The organism is Streptosporangium sp. NPDC049644, assembly GCF_040675205.1.
GTDB classification, from domain to species: domain Bacteria; phylum Actinomycetota; class Actinomycetes; order Streptosporangiales; family Streptosporangiaceae; genus Streptosporangium; species Streptosporangium fukuiense.
On record NZ_JBFAOJ010000018.1, the window covers coordinates 37,958 to 58,710 of the forward strand.

The following is a 20,753-nucleotide window of genomic DNA, read 5'->3' on the forward strand; positions in this document are numbered from 1 at the left end:
CGCGCCTGCCGGTTCCGGTCTGATGTGCACGAGGTCATCCGGTGCCTCCGGGGTTGCCGATGGAATTCCAGGGGAGGAGGCCGGTGGCGTTCAGACCGACCGGTTCCGGGCCGGCGTCGAGCGGGCGACCCCCCAGTGCGCGGGCCTCCTCGCGGGTGCGGGGAGAGGGGCCGGGCAGCGTGCCGCACACCGCCTCCAGCAGCAGCGCGTACGGCGTGCCGGCCTCCAGCAGGGCGAACCGCAGCAGCTCCAGGCCGGTCCGGTGCTCCTGGAGCAGCGCCGTCCCGTCCTCGGGTTCCAGCGCCGCGTACTCCAGGACGGCCGGCAGGTAGTCCGGCAGTTCGGTGCCGTCCGGGGGGAGGAGCCCGCGGGCCCGGTAGCGGGACTTGAGCGCGGCCAGTGAGAACCCCCGGCGGCGGGTGTCGCCGTCACTCCACCAGGTCAGGTGGAGCGAGCGGCGGTTACGGGTGTCGAAGGTCGCCACATAGTGTTTCTCGGCCCGCAACGGCTCCTCGGCCGTCAGGTGGTCGACGAACCCGGCGACGGCGGCCACCGTCGGATGCGCGCCGCTCTCGGCGAGCGCGGCCCGGATCAGCGGCAGCCGGTCGAAGAGATCCCGGTCGGGATAGTCCAGGCACAGTCCGGCGGCCCGGCGCACCACGGCCCGGTCGTTCGCGGACGGTCTCCGTTTCCGGGAGGTCCAGCGCGGTCTCACGGGTTCGGCCCTTTCCGGAAAGGCCGTCGAGTGGTCTCGCCTTCCTGGGGAGGCCGCCCGGTGATCTCGCCGGGACCGGCATCCGGTCCGGCGCCCCTGGCCGCCTCGCCGTCCCGCGGGCCGGTCGGGCCGTCGCCCGCCCCGGGAGGGAACATCCCCTCGGGCAGGCCGCGGCCGTCCCAGTTGAGCAGGTTGACCCGGCCGCGCAGGCCGGAGGTGTCGGAGGAGAGGTCGGCCGTGCTGCGGTCGCGCAGCATGTGGAAGGTCTCCACGGACAGCGGTGCCGGACGTCCGGACGCCTCGCCGAACGGTCCCGAGGCGGTGCCGCCCCCCATCCCGGGACCACCCTCGTAGTCCAGGCTGCACCCGGTCAGCGCCGTCTCCTCCAGGGCGCGGACGTCCCCGGCGACGGCGGTCGGGATGACGTAACGATCCTCGTACTTCGACAGGGCCAGCAGCCGGTACATGTCGTCCAGCTGCTCGACGGTGAAGCCGACCGACTCGGCGATCGCCGGGTCGACGGCGTCACCGAGGTTGAGCCGCCGCCGGTGGGCGCGCATCGCGGCCAGCCGCCGCAGTGACAGCTCGACGGGGGCCGGGTCGCCCGCGGTGAACAGCCCGGCGAGATAGGAGACGGGGATGCGCAGCTTCTCGATGGCGCCGAACAGGTTCTCGTGGTCCTCCCCGTCATGCCCGGCGGCGGTGATCGCCTCCACCACGGGGGACAGCGGCGGCACGTACCAGACCATCGGCAGCGTGCGGTACTCCGGATGCAGGGGCAGCGCCACCCCGTACCTGGCGATCAGGTCGTAGACGGGAGAGCGGCGGGCCGCCTCCATCCACTCGTGCGGGATGCCCGCCCGCTCGGCCTCGACGCCGACCCGCGGGTCGTGCGGATCGAGGAAGACGCCGAGCTGCGCCGGGTAGAGATCCTGCTCGCGCGGGGTGGCGGCGGCCTGCGGCACCCGGTCGGCGTCGTAGAGGAGCACGCCGATGTTCCGCAGCCGCCCCACACAGGTCTCCGAGCAGACGGTGGGCAGCCCGACCTCGATCCGCGGGAAGCAGAAGGTGCACTTCTCGGCCTTGCCGGTCTTGTGGTTGAAGTACATCTTCTTGTACGGGCAGCCGGTCACGCACATCCGCCACCCCCGGCAGCGGTCCTGGTCGACCAGCACGATCCCGTCCTCCACCCGCTTGTACAGCGCGCCGGACGGGCAGGACGCCACGCAGGACGGGTTGAGGCAGTGCTCGCAGATCCGCGGCAGGTAGAACATGAACGTCTGCTCGAACTCCAGCCTGATCTCCTCCTGGATCCGGTTGAGGACGACGTCGTCCGCACCGTGCTGCGGCATGCCGCCCAGGCTGTCGTCCCAGTTCGCCGACCAGGCGATGGTGCTCATCGGCTTGCCGCTGAGCAGTGACCTGGGCGCCGCCACCGGGAAGTCGTCGCCGGCGGGCGCCTCGGCGACCGACTGGTAGTCGTACGTCCACGGCTCGTAGTAGTCGCGGATGTTGGGCAGCAGCGGGTTGGCGAAGATGCTCGCCAGCCGGCGCGCCCGGCCCCCGGCCCGGGGGACCAGCCGGCCCCGCCGGGTCAGCTTCCAGCCGCCGCGCCACCGCTCCTGGTCCTCGTAACGGCGCGGATACCCCTGCCCGGGACGGGTCTCCACGTTGTTGAACCACACGTACTCGACCCCGGGCCTGCTGGTCCAGGTCTGCTTGCAGGTGACCGAGCAGGTGTGGCAGCCGATGCACTTGTCGAGGTTCATCACCATGGCGATCTGCGACATCACCCGCATCAGTACTCGACCTCCTGGGCGCGCCGCCGGAGCACGGTGATCTCGTCCCGCTGGGTGCCGACCGGGCCGAAGTAGTTGGGGAAGAAGGTCAGTTGCCCGTAGCCGCCGATGAGGTGGGTGGGTTTGAGCAGTACGCGGGTCAGCGAGTTGTGGATGCCGCCGCGCCGGCCGGTGGCCTCGCTCCTGGGCACCGCGATGACCCGGTCCTGGGCGTGGTGCATGTAGACGGTCCCGGCCGGCATCCGGTGCGAGACGATGGCCCGGGCGACCACGACGCCGTTGCGGTTGACCGCCTCGATCCAGTCGTTGTCGACGACGCCGATGGCCTCGGCGTCCTGCGGGCTGATCCAGATCACCTGGCCGCCCCGGGAGAGCGAGAGCATGATCAGGTTGTCCTGGTACTCCGAGTGGATGGACCACTTGTTGTGCGGGGTGAGATAGCGGACCGTCACCTCCCGGGTCCCATCGGCACCGAGGACGGGCTCGCCGAACAGGCGGTGCATGTTCAGCGGCGGCCGGTAGGTCGGCAGGTTCTCGCCGAGTTCCCGCATCCAGTCGTGGTCGAGGTAGAAGTGCTGGCGCCCGGTGAGGGTGTGCCAGGGTTTGGCGTGCTCGACGTTGATGGTGAAAGGGCTGTAGTGGCGGTCGCCGCTCTCGTCACCGGCCCACTCGGGGCTGGTGAGGGTGCGCTGCGGTTGTGCCTGGGTGTCGGCGAACCGGATGCGCCGATCCGCGTCCGCACGGCCCAGCCCGGCCAGGCCGCCGCCTGCGGAGCCGACCCGCCGGTCCAGGGTGCGGAAGCCCTGGTCGGCCAGGCGGCCGTTGGTGGAGCCGGACAGCGCGAGTATCGCCTCGCACGCCTTCTCCCCGGTGTCGATCAGCGGCCGTCCGCCGGCCGGGCCGCCGCGTGCGGTTCCGTTCGCGGCGGCGAGCTCGGCGAGCTCGGAGCCCACCTGGTAGACGACGCCCTTGCAGGGCAACCCCTTGGAGTCGGCGAGCGGGCCGAGCGTGCGCATCTGGTCGAAGACCGCCGTGTAGTCCCGCTCGACGATGGTCAGCGCCGGCATCGTCCTACCCGGCACCGGCGTCGAGGAGTCGGCCCGCCAGTCCTGGGCGGCGCCCAGCGGGTTGCCGATGTCGCCGGGCGTGTCGTGGTTGAACGGGGTGGCCACCAGGTCGTACCGGGTTCCCAGGTACCGGACGGCCATCTCGGAGAAGACCCTGGCGATGTCGTTGAAGGTCTCGAAGTCGGTGCGCGCCTGCCAGGGCGGTTCCACGGCGGGGTTGAACGAGTGCACGAACGGGTGCATGTCGGTGGCGTTCAGGTCGTGCTTCTCGTACCAGGTCGCGGCGGGCAGGGTGATGTCCGCCAGCAGGGTCGTGGAGGTCATCCGGAAGTCCAGGGAGAGCAGCAGGTCGAGCTTGCCCTCGGGGGCCGGATCACGCCACCGCACGTCCCGTGGCCGGGTCTCCTCGGGGGCCTCGGTGGCCCGCAGGTTGTCGTGCGTGCCGAGCAGGTGGCGCTGGAAGTACTCGGCGCCCTTGCCGGACGCGCCCAGCAGGTTGGCCCGCCAGGTGAGCAGGATGCGCGGCCAGTTGTCCGGATGGTCGGGGTCGTCGATGGCGAAGCCGAGCCGACCGGCGGCCAGCTCGGCGGCGATGTGCTCGTTCGGGTCCCGGCCGGAGGCGCGCGCCTCGTCGGCCAGGTCCAGCGGGTTGCGGTCGAAGGTGGGGTAGGTGGGCATCCAGCCGAGCCGGGAGGACTGGGCCAGGACGTCCACCGCGGTCATTCCGGCGAAGCGGCCCGCGCCGAGCGGCGAGGCCAGGGCGTCGGCGCGGAAGTGGTCGTAGCGCCACTGGTCGGTGTGCAGGAAGAAGAACCCGGTGCCGATCATCTGCCGGCTGGGCCGCTGCCAGTCGGCGGCGGTGGCCAGCGTGGTCCAGCCGGTGAGCGGGCGGCACTTCTCCTGGCCGACGTAGTGCGCCCAGCCGCCGCCGTTGCGTCCCACGCAGCCGGTGAGCAGCAGCAGGGTGATGAAGTTGCGGTAGGTGGTCTCCGAATGGAACCAGTGGTTGGTGCCCGCCCCCATGAGGATCATGCAGCGGCCGTCGGTGCGCTCGGCGGTCCGGGCGAACTCCCTGGCGATCCGGGTGGCGGCGGCGGCCGGCACCGAGGTGATCGTCTCCTGCCAGGCCGGGGTGCCGGGTGCCGCCGCGTCGTCGTAGCCGGTCGGCCAGTCGCCGGCAAGCCCGTCCCGGCCCACCCCGTAGCGGGCCAGCAGCAGGTCGAAGACGGTGGTGACCAGCGGCCCGCCGGGTGTCACCCGCCCCGCGGGCACGCCGCGCCGCAGTACCGCGCCCGAGCCGTCGGCGGTGTCGAACCGGGGCAGCAGCACCTCGACGCCGGTGGCCTCCGCGTCGCCGTACAGGGTGAGCCGGGGGACCACGTCGCCCAGCCTCAGGTTCCACCGCCCCTCCTCCTGTGACCAGCGGTCGGCGACCGTGCCGTTCGGGATGATCGGGGTGCCGGTGGCGTCGTCCAGCAGCACGGTGCGCCAGGCGGCGTGTTCCAGCGTGGCCGGCTCGCCGCCGAGGTCGGTGGCGCGCAGGAACCGCCCGGGGATGTACGCGCCGTCCCGCTCCTCCAGCGTCACCAGGAACGGCAGGTCGGTGAAGCGGCGGACGTAGTCGACGAAGTACGGCACCTGCCGCTCGACGAACCACTCCCGCAGGATCACGTGCCCCATCGCGGCGGCCAGCGCGCCGTCGGTGCCCGGATGGGGATGGAGCCAGTCGTCGGCGAACTTGGTGTTGTCGGCGAAGTCGGGGGAGACCACCACCACCTTCTGGCCGTTGTAGCGGGCCTCGGCCATCCAGTGCGCGTCCGGTGTCCGGGTGACCGGAACGTTGGAACCCCACATGATCAGATAGGCCGCGTCCCACCAGTCGCCGGACACCGGCACGTCGGTCTGGTCGCCGAACACCTGGGGGGAGGCCACCGGCAGGTCGGCGTACCAGTCGTAGAACGACAGCGCCTGGCCGCCGATCAGCGCCAGGAACCGGGTGCCGATCGCGTGGGAGAGGACCGACTGGCCCGGGATGGGGGTGAATCCGGCGATCCGGTCCGGACCGTACCTCTTGATGGTGTAGATGTGGGCGGCGGCGATCATCTCCAGCGCCTCGGGCCAGGTGACGCGCACCAGCCCGCCCTTGCCGCGCGCCTGTTGGTAGCGTCGCCGCCGCTCCGGGTCGCCCACCACGTCCGCCCAGGCCAGCAACGGGTCCCCGAGCCGCTCCTTGGCCTGGCGGTACATCTCCACGAGCACCCCGCGCGCGTACGGGTACCGCACCCGGGTCGGCGAGTAGGTGTACCAGGAGAACGCCGCCCCCCGAGGGCACCCTCGCGGCTCGTACTCGGGCCGGTCGGGACCGGCCGTCGGGTAGTCGACCTCCTGCGTCTCCCAGGTGATGATCCCGTTCTTGACGTACACCCGCCAGCTGCACGATCCGGTGCAGTTCACCCCGTGGGTGGACCGCACGATCTTGTCGTGTGACCACCGGTCCCGGTAGAAGGTGTCGGAGTTCCGGCCACCCCGGTAGGAGACATCCCGTAGGTCACCGGAGTAGGTGCCCCGGCTGAAAAACCGCCCCACCCGTAGCAGCGCCTCCGCCGCTCCCTCCGTTGTGGGTTTCCCGGCCGTTCGCTTGTTGACCATGCGATGTATCTACCGGCGGATTTATCGGACAACCGGCCAGGCCCGCAAACTTTGGGTATTCGCCCTCTTACCTTCGGTGGCGGCCATGTCCGGGCCGCACATGTGGAAAGGCCGGGCCGTCCAGCGGTCACAGCTCCTCGGGCGGGGCCGCCGACATCACCTCGCGCGCCTCGATCGGCATGTTCGGCGGCTTGCCGCCGGGGCCGGCGCGGCCTCGGCGAGCTTCCTGTCCGTGTCGTGCGTGAACTCGATATGGGCCTCGACGGGCCAGGTGCGCATCGGCGGGACCTCGTCCTACGGTTGCCCGCCGAACCGCATCGGCATCATGTATTTCATGTTCGGGCGCCGTTCTCCCTCACAGGTAGAAGCAGGCCCGGTCGTTTTCGACATTCTGCCGGACATTCGTACGGAAAAATCCGCTGGAGTTCACCAGGCACACCCGGCGGGCCGCTACGGGACGGGCGTCCGGCGCCGCGGGCGGCGGCACGTGGTCCCGCTCGTCGCGGCGGCCGGAGGTGGGGAGCGGGCGGGACTACAGGCCCATCTCGCGGGTCAGCAGCAGATGTGCCCGCTCGATGTCGGCGTGGGTGTGGCCGGGGATGCTCCGGTCGAGCTGCTGGAGAAGGTCCATCAGAGCCTGCTTCTGTGCCATGTGCCGGACGGGGATCTGATCAAGGTCCACGTTGATGAGCCAGTCGAACAGCACCACCGCGTCGGCGGTCCACAGGCTCAGCGCGGTCATGTCCGAGGCTGCCATCCTCAGGCCGGGCGTTCCGCTCATGCGAGCAACCTACCCCCATGCCTATATGCGAAATAACCCGCTTTGTCATCTCAATGTGCCGGACTTGCGGCGGGACCGGAACTACCGCCGAGTAGTGATCGAAAACATTCGAAAATCAATAGAAAGGGATATTGTGTGCGCTTTTTGACCGTTAGCTTCATGCGTAGTCGGTAAATGTCCGGATTTGAGCTTGTCCGGCGGCTCCGGTCACCCCGAGGACCCGCCCAGGCGGCGGGAGGAGCCCAGGGGCAGGACCTCACCGCCCGCTGAGCGCCGCCCACAGGGTCTCGAACTCCTCGGAGGTCAAGGAGTTCAGGCCGAAGTCGCCGGGATAGATCGGGCCCTCGGCCAGGAAGCCGTGCTCGTCCTCGATATGGTTCCACGAGTACGTGCGGGCCACGCCGTCCGAGCCCAGCTCGGCGTGACGCACGGGCCAGTACTCCCCGCCGCTGTCGATGACGGTCTCGAACAGCCACACGTGGCCGTCGCCGTCCACCCCGTGCCAGTACAGGTGCGGCCGGTCGCTCTCGTCGAGCGCCCGGATCGTTTCCTTGCGACGGTCTTGCAGCATTCTGCTCCTAATGTTCACCAAAAGCAGTCCGAGGGCGCTTATCCTGCCCTTTGCTATGTTGCGAGTTCTTGGTCCGCTTCAGGCGGAGATCAACGGCCGTACGGTCGACCTGGGCACCTCCCGGCAGCGGGCCGTGGTGGCCAGGCTCGTCGCGGCGGGTGGGCACGTGGTCTCCACCGATCGTTTCATCGATGACCTGTGGCGCGGGCAACCCCCTCCCAAGGCGCTGGCCGCCCTCCAGGTCTACGTGTCCAACCTGCGACGGGTGCTCGAACCCGGACGGCTGCCGCGCACGCCCGCCACGGTACTGGTAAGTGCCGCACCCGGTTACCGCCTCCGGCTGGAGCCCGAGCGGGTGGACGCCTGGCTGTTCCCCCGCCTGGTCGACGCCGCCGGGGCCGCGCTCGCCGTAGGAGACGGGGCGCGGGCCCTGGAGGCGGTGGACCGGGCACTCGCGCTCTGGCAGGGGCCCGCCTACGCGGAGTTCGCCGACGACGAGTGGGCGGAGCCCGAGGCCGTACGGCTGGGCGAGTTGCGGCTGGTCGCCGTGGAGCACCGGGCGGAGGCGCTGCTGGTGCTCGGCCGCAACGCCGAGATCGAGCTTGAGCAGCACGTCCGAGCCCATCCGCTCAGGGAGAACGCCGTCCGGCTGCTCGCCCTGGCCTACTACCGGGCCGGTCGGCAGGCCGATGCCCTGGCCACGATCAGGAAGGCCCGCGAGACCCTCGCGGACGAGCTGGGGGTGGACCCCGGTCCCGCGCTGCGCGCGCTGGAAGGCGACATCCTCGCCCACGCCGACTCCCTGAACCGCCGGGCCACGCTCGCGCCCGGTGCCGACAGGGGGGCCGCGGAGGAGCCTGAGCGGAACGGGCCCGGACGGGACCTGGACACGCCGGATCCCGCCGCCGTCCCGGTACCCGAGCTCGTGGGGCGTACCGGGGAGATGGCGACGCTGCAGGCGATCGCCGACCGGAGCGGGCTGCGCACGGTCTGGCTGGGCGGAGACCCCGGAGCGGGCAAGAGCGCGCTGGCCACGGCCTTCGCCAGGCGGCAGACGGCACGCGGCTGGCTGACCGCGACCGGGCAGTGCCCGGAGACCGACGGCGGGGCGCCGCCCGCCTGGGCGTGGAGCGAGGTGCTGCGCGCACTGGCCGCGGACCGGCCGCCCCAGGACGACCTGGCCGCCCGGCTGGCGCCGCTGCTGGACGACAGCGCCCCGCCGGCGGGGCCGTTCCTGCTGGCCCGGGCGGTGGGCGACTACCTGTCCCGGATCGTCGGACAGGGCACCCGGCTGCTGGTGGTCCTGGAGGACGTGCACCGGGCCGACAGCGAGACGCTCCAGCTCCTGCGCCACCTCGCGACGGGCGTCGCCGAGGCCGACATCATGATCGTCGCGACCTACCGGCCCACCGAGGCCGTCGACCACCTGGGGACGACCTGGGCGGCCCTGGCCGGGCACGACACCCACCGGCTCGACCTGCACGGACTCGGCGACGAGGACGTGGCGCTGCTGCTGCGTGAGCGCTCGGGCCTGGAGGTGGACGCGGCGACCGCGCGGACCGTGGCCGAGCGCACCGGCGGCAACCCGCTGTTCGTCTGCGAGACCGCGCGGCTGATCACCACGGACGGCACCTCGGCCGCCCGTGCGCTGCCGCCGGGCGTGCGCGACCTGATCAGGCGCAGGATCGCCAGGCTGCCCGCCGCGGCCCAGAGGACCCTGCGGGACGCGGCCATCATCGGGCGGGACGTCGACGTCGACGTGCTGCTCGCCCTGGACGGCTCCGACGAGGACATCGTGCTCGAAGCGCTGGAGGCGGGCGTGCTGACCGGGCTGCTGACCGAGCCCGCGCCGGGCCGGGTGCGCTTCGCCCACGTCCTCGTCAGGGAGACGCTGTACGAGGACACGCCGGGACTGCGCCGGGTTCGCCTGCACGGCAGGGTCGTCGGCGCGCTGGAACGGGTCCGGCCGGGAGAGGTCACCGCGCTGGCCCACCACGCGCTCGCCGCGGCCACCACGGTCCCAGCGGAGCGGGTGGTGTCCTATGCCAGGGCGGCGGCCGAGCAGGCGCGCGGCATGCACTCCTACCGGGAGGCCGGGACGTTCTACCGGGGGGCGCTGCACCTCACCGCCGACGACGAGCTCCGGCTCGACCTGCTCTGCTCGCTGGTACAGGTGCAGGCGCACGAGGGCAACGTGCTGGCCGCCAGGGAGAACCGCGAGCGGGCCATAGCCCTCGCGCGACGGCTGGGCGACGGTCTGAACCGGGCGCTGACCGCCTACGACGCCCCGGTGACCTGGTCGATCCAGCCGGACAGGAACGTGGACCAGCCGCTCGTCGACGCGCTGATGAAGGCGCTGGAGGAGGCCGACGACGAGACCCGCTGCCGGCTGCTGGCCACGCTCGTCTTCGAGTTGGAGGGGCACGACGACGAGCGCTGCGTGGCCTACAGCGCCGAGGCGATCGCGATCGCCCGGCGGCTGGGCCGCAGCGACCTCCTCGGCCTGGCCCTGAACGCCCGCTACTTCGTGCTGCTGACCCCGGACCGCCGTGACGAGCTGGAGGTACTGGGCCGGGAACTGGTCGAGCTGGGCGACCGCGACGGGATGCCCGGGTACGCCATGCAGGGGCACCACGCCCTGTCCATGGTCAGCCTGGGCCGCTGCGACCTGGCCGCGGCCAGGCGGCACGCGGACCGGGCCCTGGAGCACTCCACCACCGGCCAGCTCGGGCTGGCGCTGAGCGTGCTGTCCATGCTCGACACCCTGGTCATGCTGGTCAAGGGCGACTTCGAGGGCGCGGAGCGGTCCTACCTGGCGATCGGCGAGCGGATGGTGGCCGCGGGCGGGGCCGTCGCCCACATCATCGGCGCCCTGGGCAGGTTCGTGGCCCGGCTGGCGGGCGGTCTGCCGCACGACATGACGGAGCTGCTGACGCTGTACTCCTTCGTTCCCGAGGGGCTGGCGGACGTCGTCGTCCGGGCGCTGGTCGCCGAGGGCAGGGTGGAGGAGGCGCGCTCCTACTGGAGACCCGACCTGGAGCCCAACCTGGACTACTTCTGGCTCCTCTGGCAGGGAATGCGCGGGGAGAGCGCGGTCGCGCTGGGCGACCGGACGGTGGCCGAACGCTGCTACCGGACGCTCCTGCCCTGGGACGGCGAGCTGGCCGGGATGCACTCCGGGTCGATCACACTGGGTCCGGTCGCCCTGATCCTGGGCGACCTGGCGGCCTTCCTCGGACGCGACGCGAGTGCCCACTACGAGCAGGCGGTGCGGATCGCCGAGCGGGTCGGCTCGCCGCACTGGACACGCAGGGCGACGGAGGCACTCGCGGAAAGCGGGGGCCGGCCCCCCACGGGAGGCTCGAACCGGGTGTAGGCGGCCCGTCGCGGGAGCGGGCGGCACCGGGCCCAGCGCAGGATCATGCCGTGCGGGCGGACGCCCCGGGACGGCGTGGCGGTGCGGCCCGGGTCAGAGGTCGGCGAGGGGGCCGAAGACGAGCCGCTGACGGCGCCGGTGGCCGCGCCGGAACAGGGAGATCATCAGCGTCAGCATGGGGCCGGCGAGCTTGCGCAGCCGGGCCAGCTCGTCGGGCTTGGCGTACTGCTCGATCCTCGGCAGATCGAGCTTGACGTTCCCGCCCTTGCGCACCGCCGTCTCGACCATCTCCCAGTCGGCGACGGACACGTACTTCTTGATGATCGGGAAGAGCAGCCGCTCCTCCTCGACGATGTGCTCGTCGAGCATGTCGGCCAGCCGGGTGAGGGACTTGGCGAGCGCGGCGGCGTCGCCGGTCGAGGCGAACGCGGCGGCCTGGGCGTTGATCTCGGTCAGCAGCGGGTCGAGGTCGGCGTGGTCGTCACTGAGGTCGCGCAGGTCCACCTCGGCTCCGGCGGACCGTTCGAGGACGGGCCAGAGGACCTCGTCCTCCATCGTGTGGTGATGGTGGATGCCCTGGTTCAGGGTCGTGATGAATTCGGCGATGGCGCGGGAGCGGGCCGGATCGGCCACCTGCCGTCCCTCGGCCAGCTGGGCCGCGAGTTCGGCGAGGCGGCGGGTGTCGGCGCGCATGGCGCGGTGGGTGATCTGGAATCCCAGCAGTTCGGGGGTCATCTCGGGTACTCCTTTAGGCGGTGCGGACGCTTACCCACCACGGTGCGGCAACCCTCTTATGAGCTACTTGGCGGCTACTTGGTGGTCGTCCGGCCCCGACGGGGGACTTGGCGCGGACGCGCCTCCGCCGCCGCCGGGGCCCGTCGTGGTGGCCGCCGGGGGCTCCCGGGCGGAGGCCCGGATCCGGGGTGCGGGCGGCGATTCCAGGGGATCCCCGGGGGAGGACGTGTGGTGATCCGGACGGTCCTCGATTGATTTCGCATCCCGCTCCGGAGCCGTGTATGGTTACACCTGTCCGCAAGCGAGAGCGACACGGACAGGCCCCTTTAGCTCAGTCGGCAGAGCGTCTCCATGGTAAGGAGAAGGTCTACGGTTCGATTCCGTAAAGGGGCTCAACAGCCTAAAAGCCCTGACCTCCGGGTTGGGGCTTTCGGCTTGGTCGACCTTTGAGTCGGCCAGAAAACACTCAAGGTTCCCGACGCATGAACGGGCATACTGGGGTAACCCAGAAGAGGTCGCCCTGACCTGCACAAGTACGCAGGCACTCTACGGGTCGGGTATCCTTGCGAGGTCGGTCGATTCCATCGGCCTCAAGGCGGAGTAGCTCAGTCAGGCAGAGCAAACGGCTCATAATCGTTGTGTCGCCGGTTCAAGTCCGGCCTCCGCTACTACCCACCGGGGTCCCCTCCCGCAAGAGGGGCTCTGCCGTGGGTTGTCCACTGTCCCGAACGTAGAAAGGCACTCCCAAGTGGCTGCCACCGACGTTAGGCCGAAGATCACGCTGGCCTGCCAGGAGTGCAAGCACCGCAACTACATCACGCGGAAGAACCGGCGCAACGACCCGGATCGGCTTGAGCTGAAGAAGTACTGCCCGAACTGCAAGACGCACCAGGCGCACCGCGAGACTCGCTAGTCCGCGAAGCCTCCCGCTCCGGTGGGAGATGAGTGTCTGACGGGCACGCACATACTCCACGAAAACCGGCGTCCTCAGGCGGGCGCCGGTTTGTCGTATCCGTACAGCTTTTCCGCTCGGGTGTTGATCGCGGCGGACAGGCGGAGCCGTAGTGGTCTCAGGCTACGGTTTCCTGGTGGCCCCGAGGGCACACCCTGGAATCCTGTGCTGTTACTGTCTGCCCGACCCACCGGTTCCGGCCTCGCCGGCTCGGTATCCGCAAAGGAGCACGATGGCCTTGAACCGTGACTTCATCGGGCGGGCGTCCGCGCCCTCCTCGCCGTACGAGGTCAGCCGGGTGAAGATCAAAGAGTTCGCCGCCGCGATCGGCGACGACAACCCGATCTACCGGGACAGGGCGGCCGCCCAGGCGGCCGGACATCCCGACGTGATCGCCCCGCCGACCTTTCCCATCGTGTTCAGCCTGGCCGGGGGGACGATCCTGGCCGACCCCGAGCTCGGGCTGAACTTCGCCATGGTGGTCCACGGTGAGCAGCGTTTCGAGTACCGGCGGCCGATCCACGCCGGGGACGAGCTGGTCAGCGTCTCCACCGTGACCGACATCCGCAACGTCGGCCGCAATGAGCTGATCACCGTCAGGAGCGAGGTCAGCACCGTCGGCGGCGAGCCCGTGTGCACGACCTACAACACCATCGTCGAGCGTGGAGGGGCGGGCTGAGATGGCTGCGACTGTCAAGTACGACGAGGTCGAGACGGGGCAGGAGATCCCGCCCGCCGACTACCCGGTGCGCCGCGCCAACCTGGTGATGTACGCCGGGGCGTCCGGTGACTTCAACCCCATCCACTGGAACGAGCGCTTCGCCAAGACCGTCGGGCTGCCGGACGTCATCGCCCACGGCATGTTCACCATGGCCCAGGGAGGACGGTTCGTCACCGACTGGGCGGGCGACCCGGGCGCGGTCGTCGACTACGGGGTGCGCTTCTCCTCCATGGTCGTCGTACCGGACGACGAACAGGGCGCCGTCATCACCGTGAGCGGGATCATCGAGGAGAAGCTTGAGGACAAGCGCGTGGTGGTCGCCCTGACCGCCAGGTCCAACGACTCCCGGGTCCTGTCCAAGGCCCGCGCGGTGGTCCAGCTGTCCTAAGCCCTGTCCTGCGATCCTTTGCCCACTGCGGTCGGTCAGGCGGCGCCTCGCCGCGTTGTCGTCGGTCACTGCGGCGGTCACCGCGGCACGCCGCGGCTCCCTCCTCCGCCTTGCGAGACACCACCTGACCGATCCTCGCCACGGCGAGATCCACAGGACAGGGCTTAGCGGTCGTCGGGCGAGGGCGTGCTCGCGGGCCGAATCTTCTCCCGGTCCGTGGGTAGCGTCCCCGGCATGAGCGAAGTACCACCTGACGTGACCAACCTGGCCGAGCGGTGGGCCAGGGCGCGAGCCGGGCACGACCATGCCGCGGCCGACGCGCTCCGCGACGAGATCAGAGCCGAGGGCTGGCTCGTCCAGGACACCGCGGTCGGCTTCGAACTCATTCCCGTACCTCCCTTCGAAGTGTGGCCCACGCTCCGTTCCCTGCCCGAGGACGCCTCGGCTGCCGGGAGGCGCGAGGGTTCCGGCGCGGGTTCCGGTGACCGGCCGGGCACCGCCGCGGACACCGGCACCGAAGACGCGGCCCGGGGGCGGGACGAATCCGCCGATGCCGGACAGGTCGCCGAGGCCGCGGATCCGGGGCGTCACCCCGGGCGGCTCGAAACCCTGGACGCGGAGCGGGTCGCCGAGACCGAGGCGGCACCTCGGCCGAGCCCCGAGGGCGCCGAGCTGGTCGGCCGGTCGGACGATCTCCACGGCCACCCCGACCGGATGGTCTCCTCCCAGTTGCTCTGGGACGCCAGCCTGTCGGTCTCCCGGCTCGACGAGAGCATCGTCGCCCCCGCCGAGGTCGAGGAGCCGAGGGCGGCGCACTCGACGGTGACCGTCGCGCTGCTGGTCGACGGCCGGCCAGAAGAGCTGCGCGAGTGCGTACGCGCCCTGGTCGCCCGTACGGAGGCCAGGATCCTCGCCCTCGACCTGGGGAACCTGGACGGCGCCGGAGCCGTCCTGCAGGAGTTGGCGCAGGAGTTCCCCCACCGGGTGACGGCATGGCATGTGGCCGAGCTCCCGCACTGGAGGGGCGGCTCCGCCGGGTGGGGGGAGAGCCGTGACAAGTTGCTGCGCCTCGACACCTCTGACGTGCACGTCGTCATGGACACCTCGATGATCCTGGAGGGTGACGCCATCACCCCGCTGGTCAAGGCGCTGGACGACGACGTCACCGCGGCGGGCTGGAAGGGCGTGAACCCTCGCGAGGACGGTCAGGAGTGGCTGGAGGCCGAGCCGGGCGAGGTCCGGGCACTGCTCGGCCACCTGATCGCGGTCAGGCGCGACACGGTGCTCGCCGCGGGCGGCTTCCCCACCGAGGCCCGTTACTACCGCAACGCCGACCTGGAGTTCTCGCTCGGGCTCCCCGGCACCCTGGTCGGCCTGGGCAGGGACCTCCCGGTCCGCCGGGAGCGGCGCCGCGGCCAGGACGAGGTCGACCCCGAATATCGCGACAGGGAGTCGCGGCGGACCTACGACCGGGTGCTGAGCCTGCTGCGCTCCCCGTAGGCTGGTCGCGGATTTCTGCCGGGTGTGGGGAAGCGTATGACGGAGCGGGTGGCAGGGGTACGGCTGGCGCCGTACACGACGCTTGGGCTGGGCGGAGAGGCCAGGGCGTTCGTGGCGGCCGGATCGGCCGAGGAGATCGTCGAGCTGGTGGCCGAGGCCGACCGGGTGGGTGAGCCGGTGCTCGTGCTCGGCGGCGGCAGCAACCTGGTCGTCTCCGACGAGGGGTTCGACGGCCTGGTCGTGCGGGTCGCCTCCCGGGGCGTCGAGATCGACGGGGACCGGGTCACCGCGCAGGCGGGCGAGGACTGGGACGCACTGGTCGAGCGTGTGGTGGCGGAGGGCCGTTCGGGAGTGGAGTGCCTGTCCGGCATCCCCGGACTGGTCGGATCCACGCCGATCCAGAACGTCGGCGCCTACGGGCAGGACGTCTCACAGACGATCACCGCTGTCCGGGTCTACGACCGCCGGAGCGGCGAGGTGCGGGACCTGACCGCGCGGGAGTGCGGGTTCGCCTACCGGCACAGCGCGTTCAAGGAGGAACTCGGGCGGCACGTGGTGCTCGCGGTCACCTACGAGCTGGCGGCCGGCGGGCCGGCCGGCGACGCGCTGTCCGGCCCGATCGCCTACCGGGAGCTGGCCCTGCGGCTGGGGGTGGCCCTGGGGGACCGGGTGCCGCTGGCGCGGGCCCGCGCGGCGGTGCTGGAGTTGCGCGCGGGCAAGGGCATGGTCCTGGACGCCGGCGACCCGGACACCCGCAGCGCGGGGTCGTTCTTCACCAACCCGATCCTGACCGGCGGACAGGCCGCCGAGCTGGAGCTGCGGGCGCCGGGGTTCCCCCGCTGGGACATGCCGGACGGGACGGTCAAGGTCCCGGCGGCGTGGTTGATCGAGAACGCCGGGTTCCCGAAGGGATACCGGCGCGGCCCGGCACGCATCTCCACCAAGCACACCCTTGCAATGACAAATCCAGAAATATCGGCCTCGACCGAGGAGCTTCTCGATCTCGCCCGCGAGGTCAGGGACGGGGTCTTCGAGAAGTTCGGCGTCACCCTCGTCAACGAGCCCGTGATGGTCGGCACCCGCCTCTGAGCCGGAGGTCCGTCTCCGCCCGGGGCCGGGCGGCCGGTTCGGGAGGCGGGCCCGGCCACGAGAAGGGGACGCGCATCCTTGCCTGGCCGACCCATCCGGGGTTCTGACCTGCGGGGACATCGGCCCCTGAGGCGGGGCGGAGGTGCGGGGCGAGCATCCCGCCCCGGCTGCTATGGTCTGATGGAAACACCCGAAGGGGAGTAGTCCCAATCGCGTGATCGACATACTGGCGCCCCAGGGCGCCCGGTCGCGCGGGCCTCGGATCCGGCCGTTCTCACACGGCTCCGGGGCGGACGAGACCTTCGGCCTGGCAGGCAATCATCGATGCCGCCGGGCCGAAGTCGTGCCCGAGACTCCCCGGGTGCCCCCTTCAGCCCGGCCGCACGTGCGGGAAGGGCACCCTCCGTTGGAAGCGTTCTGGATCAGCCTTGTTGTGATCTTCGTCGCCGAGTTGGGCGACAAGAGCCAGCTCATGGCCATGACCTTCGCCACCCGGTTCAAGCCGTGGCCGGTCCTCGCCGGAATCACCCTGGCCACCGCGGTGGTCCACCTGGTCAGTGTCGGCCTCGGCGGGCTGGCCGGTGACCTCCTCCCCACCACGGCGATCACGATCATCGCCGGTATCGCCTTCCTCGGCTTCGCCCTGTGGACGTTGCGCGGGGACGAGCTGACGGACGAGGAGGCCCAGAAGGCGCAGCGCACCACCCGATCGGCGATCATCGCCGTGACCGTCGCCTTCTTCCTCGCCGAGCTGGGCGACAAGACCATGCTGGCCACCATCACCCTCGCCACCCAGCACGGCTGGTTCGGCACCTGGGTCGGTTCGACCGTCGGCATGGTCGCCGCCGACGCCCTGGCCATCCTGGTCGGGCGGATGCTCGGCAAGCACCTGCCGGAGAAGATCATCAGGTACGGCGCCGCCGCCGCGTTCGCCGTCTTCGGCGTGATCCTGCTGCTCGAACCCCTGCTGACCTGATCGAGGCCACACGTGGTGGTGAGCGGGTCCGGCGCCGCTCACCTGCCGGCGATCTCCTGGCCTCGGCCGGAAGCCGCCGCGGCGGGGGCGGCGATCGGGAACGGGGCGGTCAGCCGATCAGGGCGAGGCGGTGGGCGGCCGCGGTGGCCTCGCCCCGGCTGGAGACGCCCAGCTTGCCGAGGATGTTGGAGACGTGCACGCTCACCGTCTTGGCCGAGATGAACAGCTCGGCGGCGACCTCGCGGTTGGACCTCCCCTGGGCGACCAGCCGGAGCACCTCCAGTTCGCGCGGGGTCAGCAACTGCTCCTCGCTCCCCGTCCGGTCGGTGAGGGAGATCCCCACCCGGCGGGCGAGCGAGGAGATCTCGCCCGCCAGCGGCCGGGCGGAGATCGCCACGGCGATCGGATGGGCGGCGCGCAGCCGGTCGGCGGCACCGTCGCGATCGCCCGCGCCGGCCGCCGCCCGTCCGGCGTGCAGCAGTGACCTCGCCTGCGGGAGAGGGCGGCCCAGCCGTTCCCAGACCGCGGCCGCGGCGTCGTGGTCGCGGGCGACACCGAGCCGGTAGGCCTCGGAGACGGGGCTGTCCACGGTCATCGTGGCCGCCGCCTCCTCGACGCGGGCGCGCAGTGCCGCCACCCGTTCGGGGGCGAACGCCCCGATCGTCTCGCAGACCCCTCCGAGCAGGTCGAGCATCCGCCAGCCCAGCATGGGCTTGCCCATGATCCGTGTCTCCAGGACGACCCGCTCGGCGACCTCCAGCGCGGCCGGCGGCTCCCCGTCGAGCAGGTGCAGGCCGATCAGGAGCCGGGAGTTGGCGGTCAGTTCCTGGGTGAACTCCTCCGAGGTGGCGTCGAAGGCGCCCACCTCGTTCAGGACGGACCTGAGCACGTCCGTCTCGCCCCGGGCGACCGCCACGTCGGCGCGGGTCCGCCGCAGGTGGTGGCGGGTGCGCAGGATGGGACCCATGCCCAGGGCCTGCTCGGCCAGCTGGGCCGCCTCCTCGAACCTGCCCAGCGCGTCCAGCGCCTCGGCCCGGTTGTTGGCGATGAACGTGCCCTGGACCCGGTAGAGGCCGTACTTCCTGGCCAGCCGCTCCCCTTCGAGCGCCAGCTCGATCGCCTCGGTGGAGCGGCCCATGTTGTTCAGCGCGTCCACGTTGTTGGCGAGGGCGCGCAGCACGATGTCGCCGGAACCGACGCGCTCGCCGATCGCCTGCGCTCTCGTGTTGAGCCGGACCGTGGCGTCGATGCGTCCCGCGAGCGAGTCGCCCAGCGCGAGGTTGAGCAGCAGATCGGCCTCCAGCGGCTCCTCGCCGTGCTCGCGCACGATCCGCACCGCCTCCTCGGTGAGCGCCGTCCCCTCGTCCAACTCGCCGCTGAACATCAGGTACGAACCGAGCTGGGACAGCACCCCGGCGCGGTCCAGCCCAGGTTCGGGGACCAGCCGCTCGGCGTAGCGAAGGTCGCTGAGCACTCCCGGCGCCCGCTTGGCCTTCTTGAACTGCGACCCGCGTACGAGCAGGTTCGCCACCCGGGCCGGCTCGGCCCGCTCGTCGAGTTCGTCCAGTGCGGCCTTGACGAACTTGCCGCCCCTGCCGACCTCACCGCACGCGCCGGCGGCCTCCGCGGCGCGTTCCAGGACCGTGGTGTGGTCGACACCGATGCGCTCGGCGGCGTCGGGGACCTTGCTCCACAGCGTGAGCACCCGCTCGAGCAGCTGCATCATCTCGTTGTAGGCGAAGGTCTTCGCGGCCTTGCCCGCGGCCTCCCAGGCGGAGATGAGGGCCCAGAGGTCGTTTCTGGCGGAGTGCCAGTGGTGGGCGATCTCGATGGCGGCCCGGCCGGGCGGGACGAGCGTGCGGTCGCCGCCGATCTCCTCGGCGAAGCGGGCGTGCAGCCGTACGTGCTCACCCGGCAGGAGCTCGTCGTGCACGGCCTCGCGGATCAGCGCGTGCCGGAAGACATAGGCGTGGTCGTCGGTGACCTGCAGCACGTTGGCCGCGATCGCGGTGCGCAGCGCGTCGTCGAGGTCGACGTCGGACAGGCCGCTGACCGCGGCGAGCAGGGCGTGGCCCACCCGGATGCCACCGGCCGCGGCGATGCGCAACACCCGCTGGGTCTCCTCGGGGAGCCGCTCGACGGAGCCGATGATCAGGTCGTGCAGGGAGTCGGGGAAGACGCAGTCGCCGCCGCACTCCATCAGCGCCTCGACGAAGAGCGGGATGCCCTCGCTGCGCTGGAAGACCCTGTTCACCTGGACGAAGTCGGGAACGGTGCCGAGGATGCCGGCCATCTGGGCCGCCACCTCCGGCAGGGTGAGCCGGGGCAGGTCCATCCGGAGGACCCCGTCCAGCCGGCCGAGCTCGGCCAGCACCGGCCTGAGCGGGTGCTGGCGGTGGAGCTCGTCGGAGCGGTAGGTGAGGATCATCAGCACGGGTGCGGCGCGAAGGTTCCGGCTGAGGAAGGCGATCAGGTCGCGGCTGGAGCTGTCGGCCCAGTGCACGTCCTCGATGAGGAGGATCACCGGTCGCCTCTCGGCGAGCCGTTCCAGCAGGGTGAGAACCTGCTCGAAGAGCCGGGCCCGGGCGGTGTCGCTCTCCGTGTCGCCGCTCGGCTCACCGAACTCGGGCAGTAGCCGGGCCAGGTCGCGTGCCGCTCCCTCGGGAAGCAGCGCCGCGACCTCCTCGGCACCGCACTCGCGGACGAGCTGGCGGATCGCCGCGGTGAACGGCGCGTAGGCGAGGCCCTCGGTCGACAGCTCCACGCAGCCCCCGTTGAGCACGTGGGCGCTGTCGGCCGAGGCCCGTTCCGCGAAACACCCGATCAGCCGTGACTTGCCGACGCCGGCCTCGCCGCCGAGCAGCACCGTCGTCGCCGCGTTCTTCCGTGTCTGTTCGAAGGCCTCGGTCAGATCCGCAAGTTCCGCCTCCCGTCCTACGAAGACGGGGCTTACCGCCCGACCGACCATGTCTGCCAGCATGTCACGCCTTACAGGTAGCACTCCTCCTATTTTTCGCTCGGTGAAATCGATCCTCTACGGAGGCAGAGAGGCCCGGCCGGGCGAGAGGAGGCGGCCGGGCTCTCGGGGCGTGGTCATGCTGGAATGATCTTGCCGAGGAGGCTCCTGCGGAGCTTGCCGCCCGGGCGGGCCTTCCCGGCCTGCTGAGCCTCACGGGCGAGACGGTGGCTGTCGGCCTGCTGGCGGAGCTCGGCGGTCCTCTGGGTGATCAACTGGAGCTGAAGTTCGGGACCCATGGGGTTCCTTCCTGAATGTGGTGCCTTCCTGACACACTCAAGATTCGTCCTAAGGCCCCCGGTCCCACATCGGGAGGATGTCCTATCTCCGGGCCGCTCCGCGCCCCACCCCTACTTAGGCCCTACCTAGAACACGCCGGACGACTCCGGGCCGCCTCAGTGGACGGCCTCGTGCGACA

At 71.2% G+C, this 20,753-nt stretch carries 15 protein-coding genes and 2 tRNA genes; 9 read left to right on the forward strand and 8 right to left on the reverse strand.

Annotated features, from left to right (window positions below; all coding sequences use genetic code 11):
* Positions 1 to 34: 34 nt before the first annotated feature.
* From narJ to AB0J58_RS13565, 5 genes are all read right to left on the reverse strand, one after another.
* Positions 35 to 715, reverse strand: a complete 681-nt coding sequence (narJ, locus tag AB0J58_RS13545; RefSeq protein ID WP_364214565.1) for a nitrate reductase molybdenum cofactor assembly chaperone — start codon at positions 713 to 715, stop codon at positions 35 to 37.
* Positions 712 to 2,514 carry a nitrate reductase subunit beta gene (gene narH / locus AB0J58_RS13550; RefSeq protein WP_364214568.1) on the reverse strand — a complete coding sequence of 601 codons (1,803 nt, stop codon included), beginning with the start codon at positions 2,512 to 2,514 and terminating at the stop codon, positions 712 to 714. The genes narJ and narH overlap by 4 nt, the downstream gene beginning before the upstream one ends.
* Positions 2,514 to 6,230: a nitrate reductase subunit alpha gene (locus AB0J58_RS13555; RefSeq protein ID WP_364214571.1), complete on the reverse strand. Its 3,717-nt coding sequence runs from the start codon at positions 6,228 to 6,230 to the stop codon at positions 2,514 to 2,516. Before AB0J58_RS13555 ends, narH begins: the two co-directional genes overlap by 1 nt.
* Before the next feature lie 532 nt (positions 6,231 to 6,762).
* Positions 6,763 to 7,011: a hypothetical protein gene (locus AB0J58_RS13560; protein WP_364214574.1), complete on the reverse strand. Its 249-nt coding sequence runs from the start codon at positions 7,009 to 7,011 to the stop codon at positions 6,763 to 6,765.
* Between the two features lie 256 nt (positions 7,012 to 7,267).
* Positions 7,268 to 7,582, reverse strand: coding sequence for a hypothetical protein (locus tag AB0J58_RS13565; protein ID WP_343964889.1), 315 nt, complete (start codon positions 7,580 to 7,582; stop codon positions 7,268 to 7,270).
* 55 nt (positions 7,583 to 7,637) lie between these two features.
* Here AB0J58_RS13565 and AB0J58_RS13570 point away from each other — a divergent pair, with 55 nt between their 5' ends.
* Positions 7,638 to 10,958, forward strand: coding sequence for a BTAD domain-containing putative transcriptional regulator (locus AB0J58_RS13570; RefSeq protein ID WP_364214577.1), 3,321 nt, complete (start codon positions 7,638 to 7,640; stop codon positions 10,956 to 10,958).
* Positions 10,959 to 11,051: 93 nt separating this feature from the next.
* On the opposite strand, the gene AB0J58_RS13575 is transcribed toward AB0J58_RS13570, so the two are convergent.
* Entirely contained in the window at positions 11,052 to 11,693 is a 642-nt protein-coding gene (locus tag AB0J58_RS13575) for a hemerythrin domain-containing protein (protein WP_364214580.1), read from the reverse strand.
* Between the two features lie 320 nt (positions 11,694 to 12,013).
* On the opposite strand from AB0J58_RS13575, the gene AB0J58_RS13580 reads away from it, so the two are divergent.
* The 8 genes from AB0J58_RS13580 to AB0J58_RS13615 all read left to right on the forward strand — a co-directional run bounded on the left by AB0J58_RS13580 (position 12,014) and on the right by AB0J58_RS13615 (position 17,319).
* Positions 12,014 to 12,086, forward strand: a tRNA-Thr gene (locus AB0J58_RS13580).
* A gap of 201 nt (positions 12,087 to 12,287) precedes the next feature.
* A tRNA-Met gene (locus AB0J58_RS13585) sits at positions 12,288 to 12,361 on the forward strand.
* An 80-nt stretch (positions 12,362 to 12,441) separates the two neighbouring features.
* Positions 12,442 to 12,606, forward strand: a complete 165-nt coding sequence (gene rpmG / locus AB0J58_RS13590; RefSeq protein ID WP_030921771.1) for a 50S ribosomal protein L33 — start codon at positions 12,442 to 12,444, stop codon at positions 12,604 to 12,606.
* A gap of 271 nt (positions 12,607 to 12,877) precedes the next feature.
* A complete protein-coding gene (locus AB0J58_RS13595) occupies positions 12,878 to 13,324 on the forward strand; it encodes a MaoC family dehydratase N-terminal domain-containing protein (RefSeq protein ID WP_364214583.1) in 447 nt (148 codons plus the stop codon).
* A 1-nt stretch (position 13,325) separates the two neighbouring features.
* On the forward strand, positions 13,326 to 13,754 hold the full coding sequence (locus AB0J58_RS13600; RefSeq protein ID WP_364214586.1) for a MaoC family dehydratase: 429 nt from the start codon (positions 13,326 to 13,328) through the stop codon (positions 13,752 to 13,754).
* A gap of 234 nt (positions 13,755 to 13,988) precedes the next feature.
* Complete coding sequence (locus tag AB0J58_RS13605) at positions 13,989 to 15,254, forward strand: hypothetical protein (protein ID WP_364214588.1); 1,266 nt, start codon at positions 13,989 to 13,991, stop codon at positions 15,252 to 15,254.
* Between the two features lie 36 nt (positions 15,255 to 15,290).
* Positions 15,291 to 16,343, forward strand: coding sequence for a UDP-N-acetylmuramate dehydrogenase (locus AB0J58_RS13610; protein WP_364214591.1), 1,053 nt, complete (start codon positions 15,291 to 15,293; stop codon positions 16,341 to 16,343).
* Between the two features lie 406 nt (positions 16,344 to 16,749).
* Positions 16,750 to 17,319, forward strand: a complete 570-nt coding sequence (locus AB0J58_RS13615; protein ID WP_364214594.1) for a TMEM165/GDT1 family protein — start codon at positions 16,750 to 16,752, stop codon at positions 17,317 to 17,319.
* 109 nt (positions 17,320 to 17,428) lie between these two features.
* Here the strand turns inward: AB0J58_RS13615 and AB0J58_RS13620 are convergent, their stop codons facing one another.
* Both AB0J58_RS13620 and AB0J58_RS13625 read right to left on the reverse strand, forming a co-directional pair.
* Positions 17,429 to 20,287: an AAA family ATPase gene (locus tag AB0J58_RS13620; RefSeq protein ID WP_364214597.1), complete on the reverse strand. Its 2,859-nt coding sequence runs from the start codon at positions 20,285 to 20,287 to the stop codon at positions 17,429 to 17,431.
* Positions 20,288 to 20,412: 125 nt separating this feature from the next.
* Positions 20,413 to 20,574: a hypothetical protein gene (locus tag AB0J58_RS13625; protein ID WP_343964844.1), complete on the reverse strand. Its 162-nt coding sequence runs from the start codon at positions 20,572 to 20,574 to the stop codon at positions 20,413 to 20,415.
* Between the last annotated feature and the right edge of the window lie 179 nt (positions 20,575 to 20,753).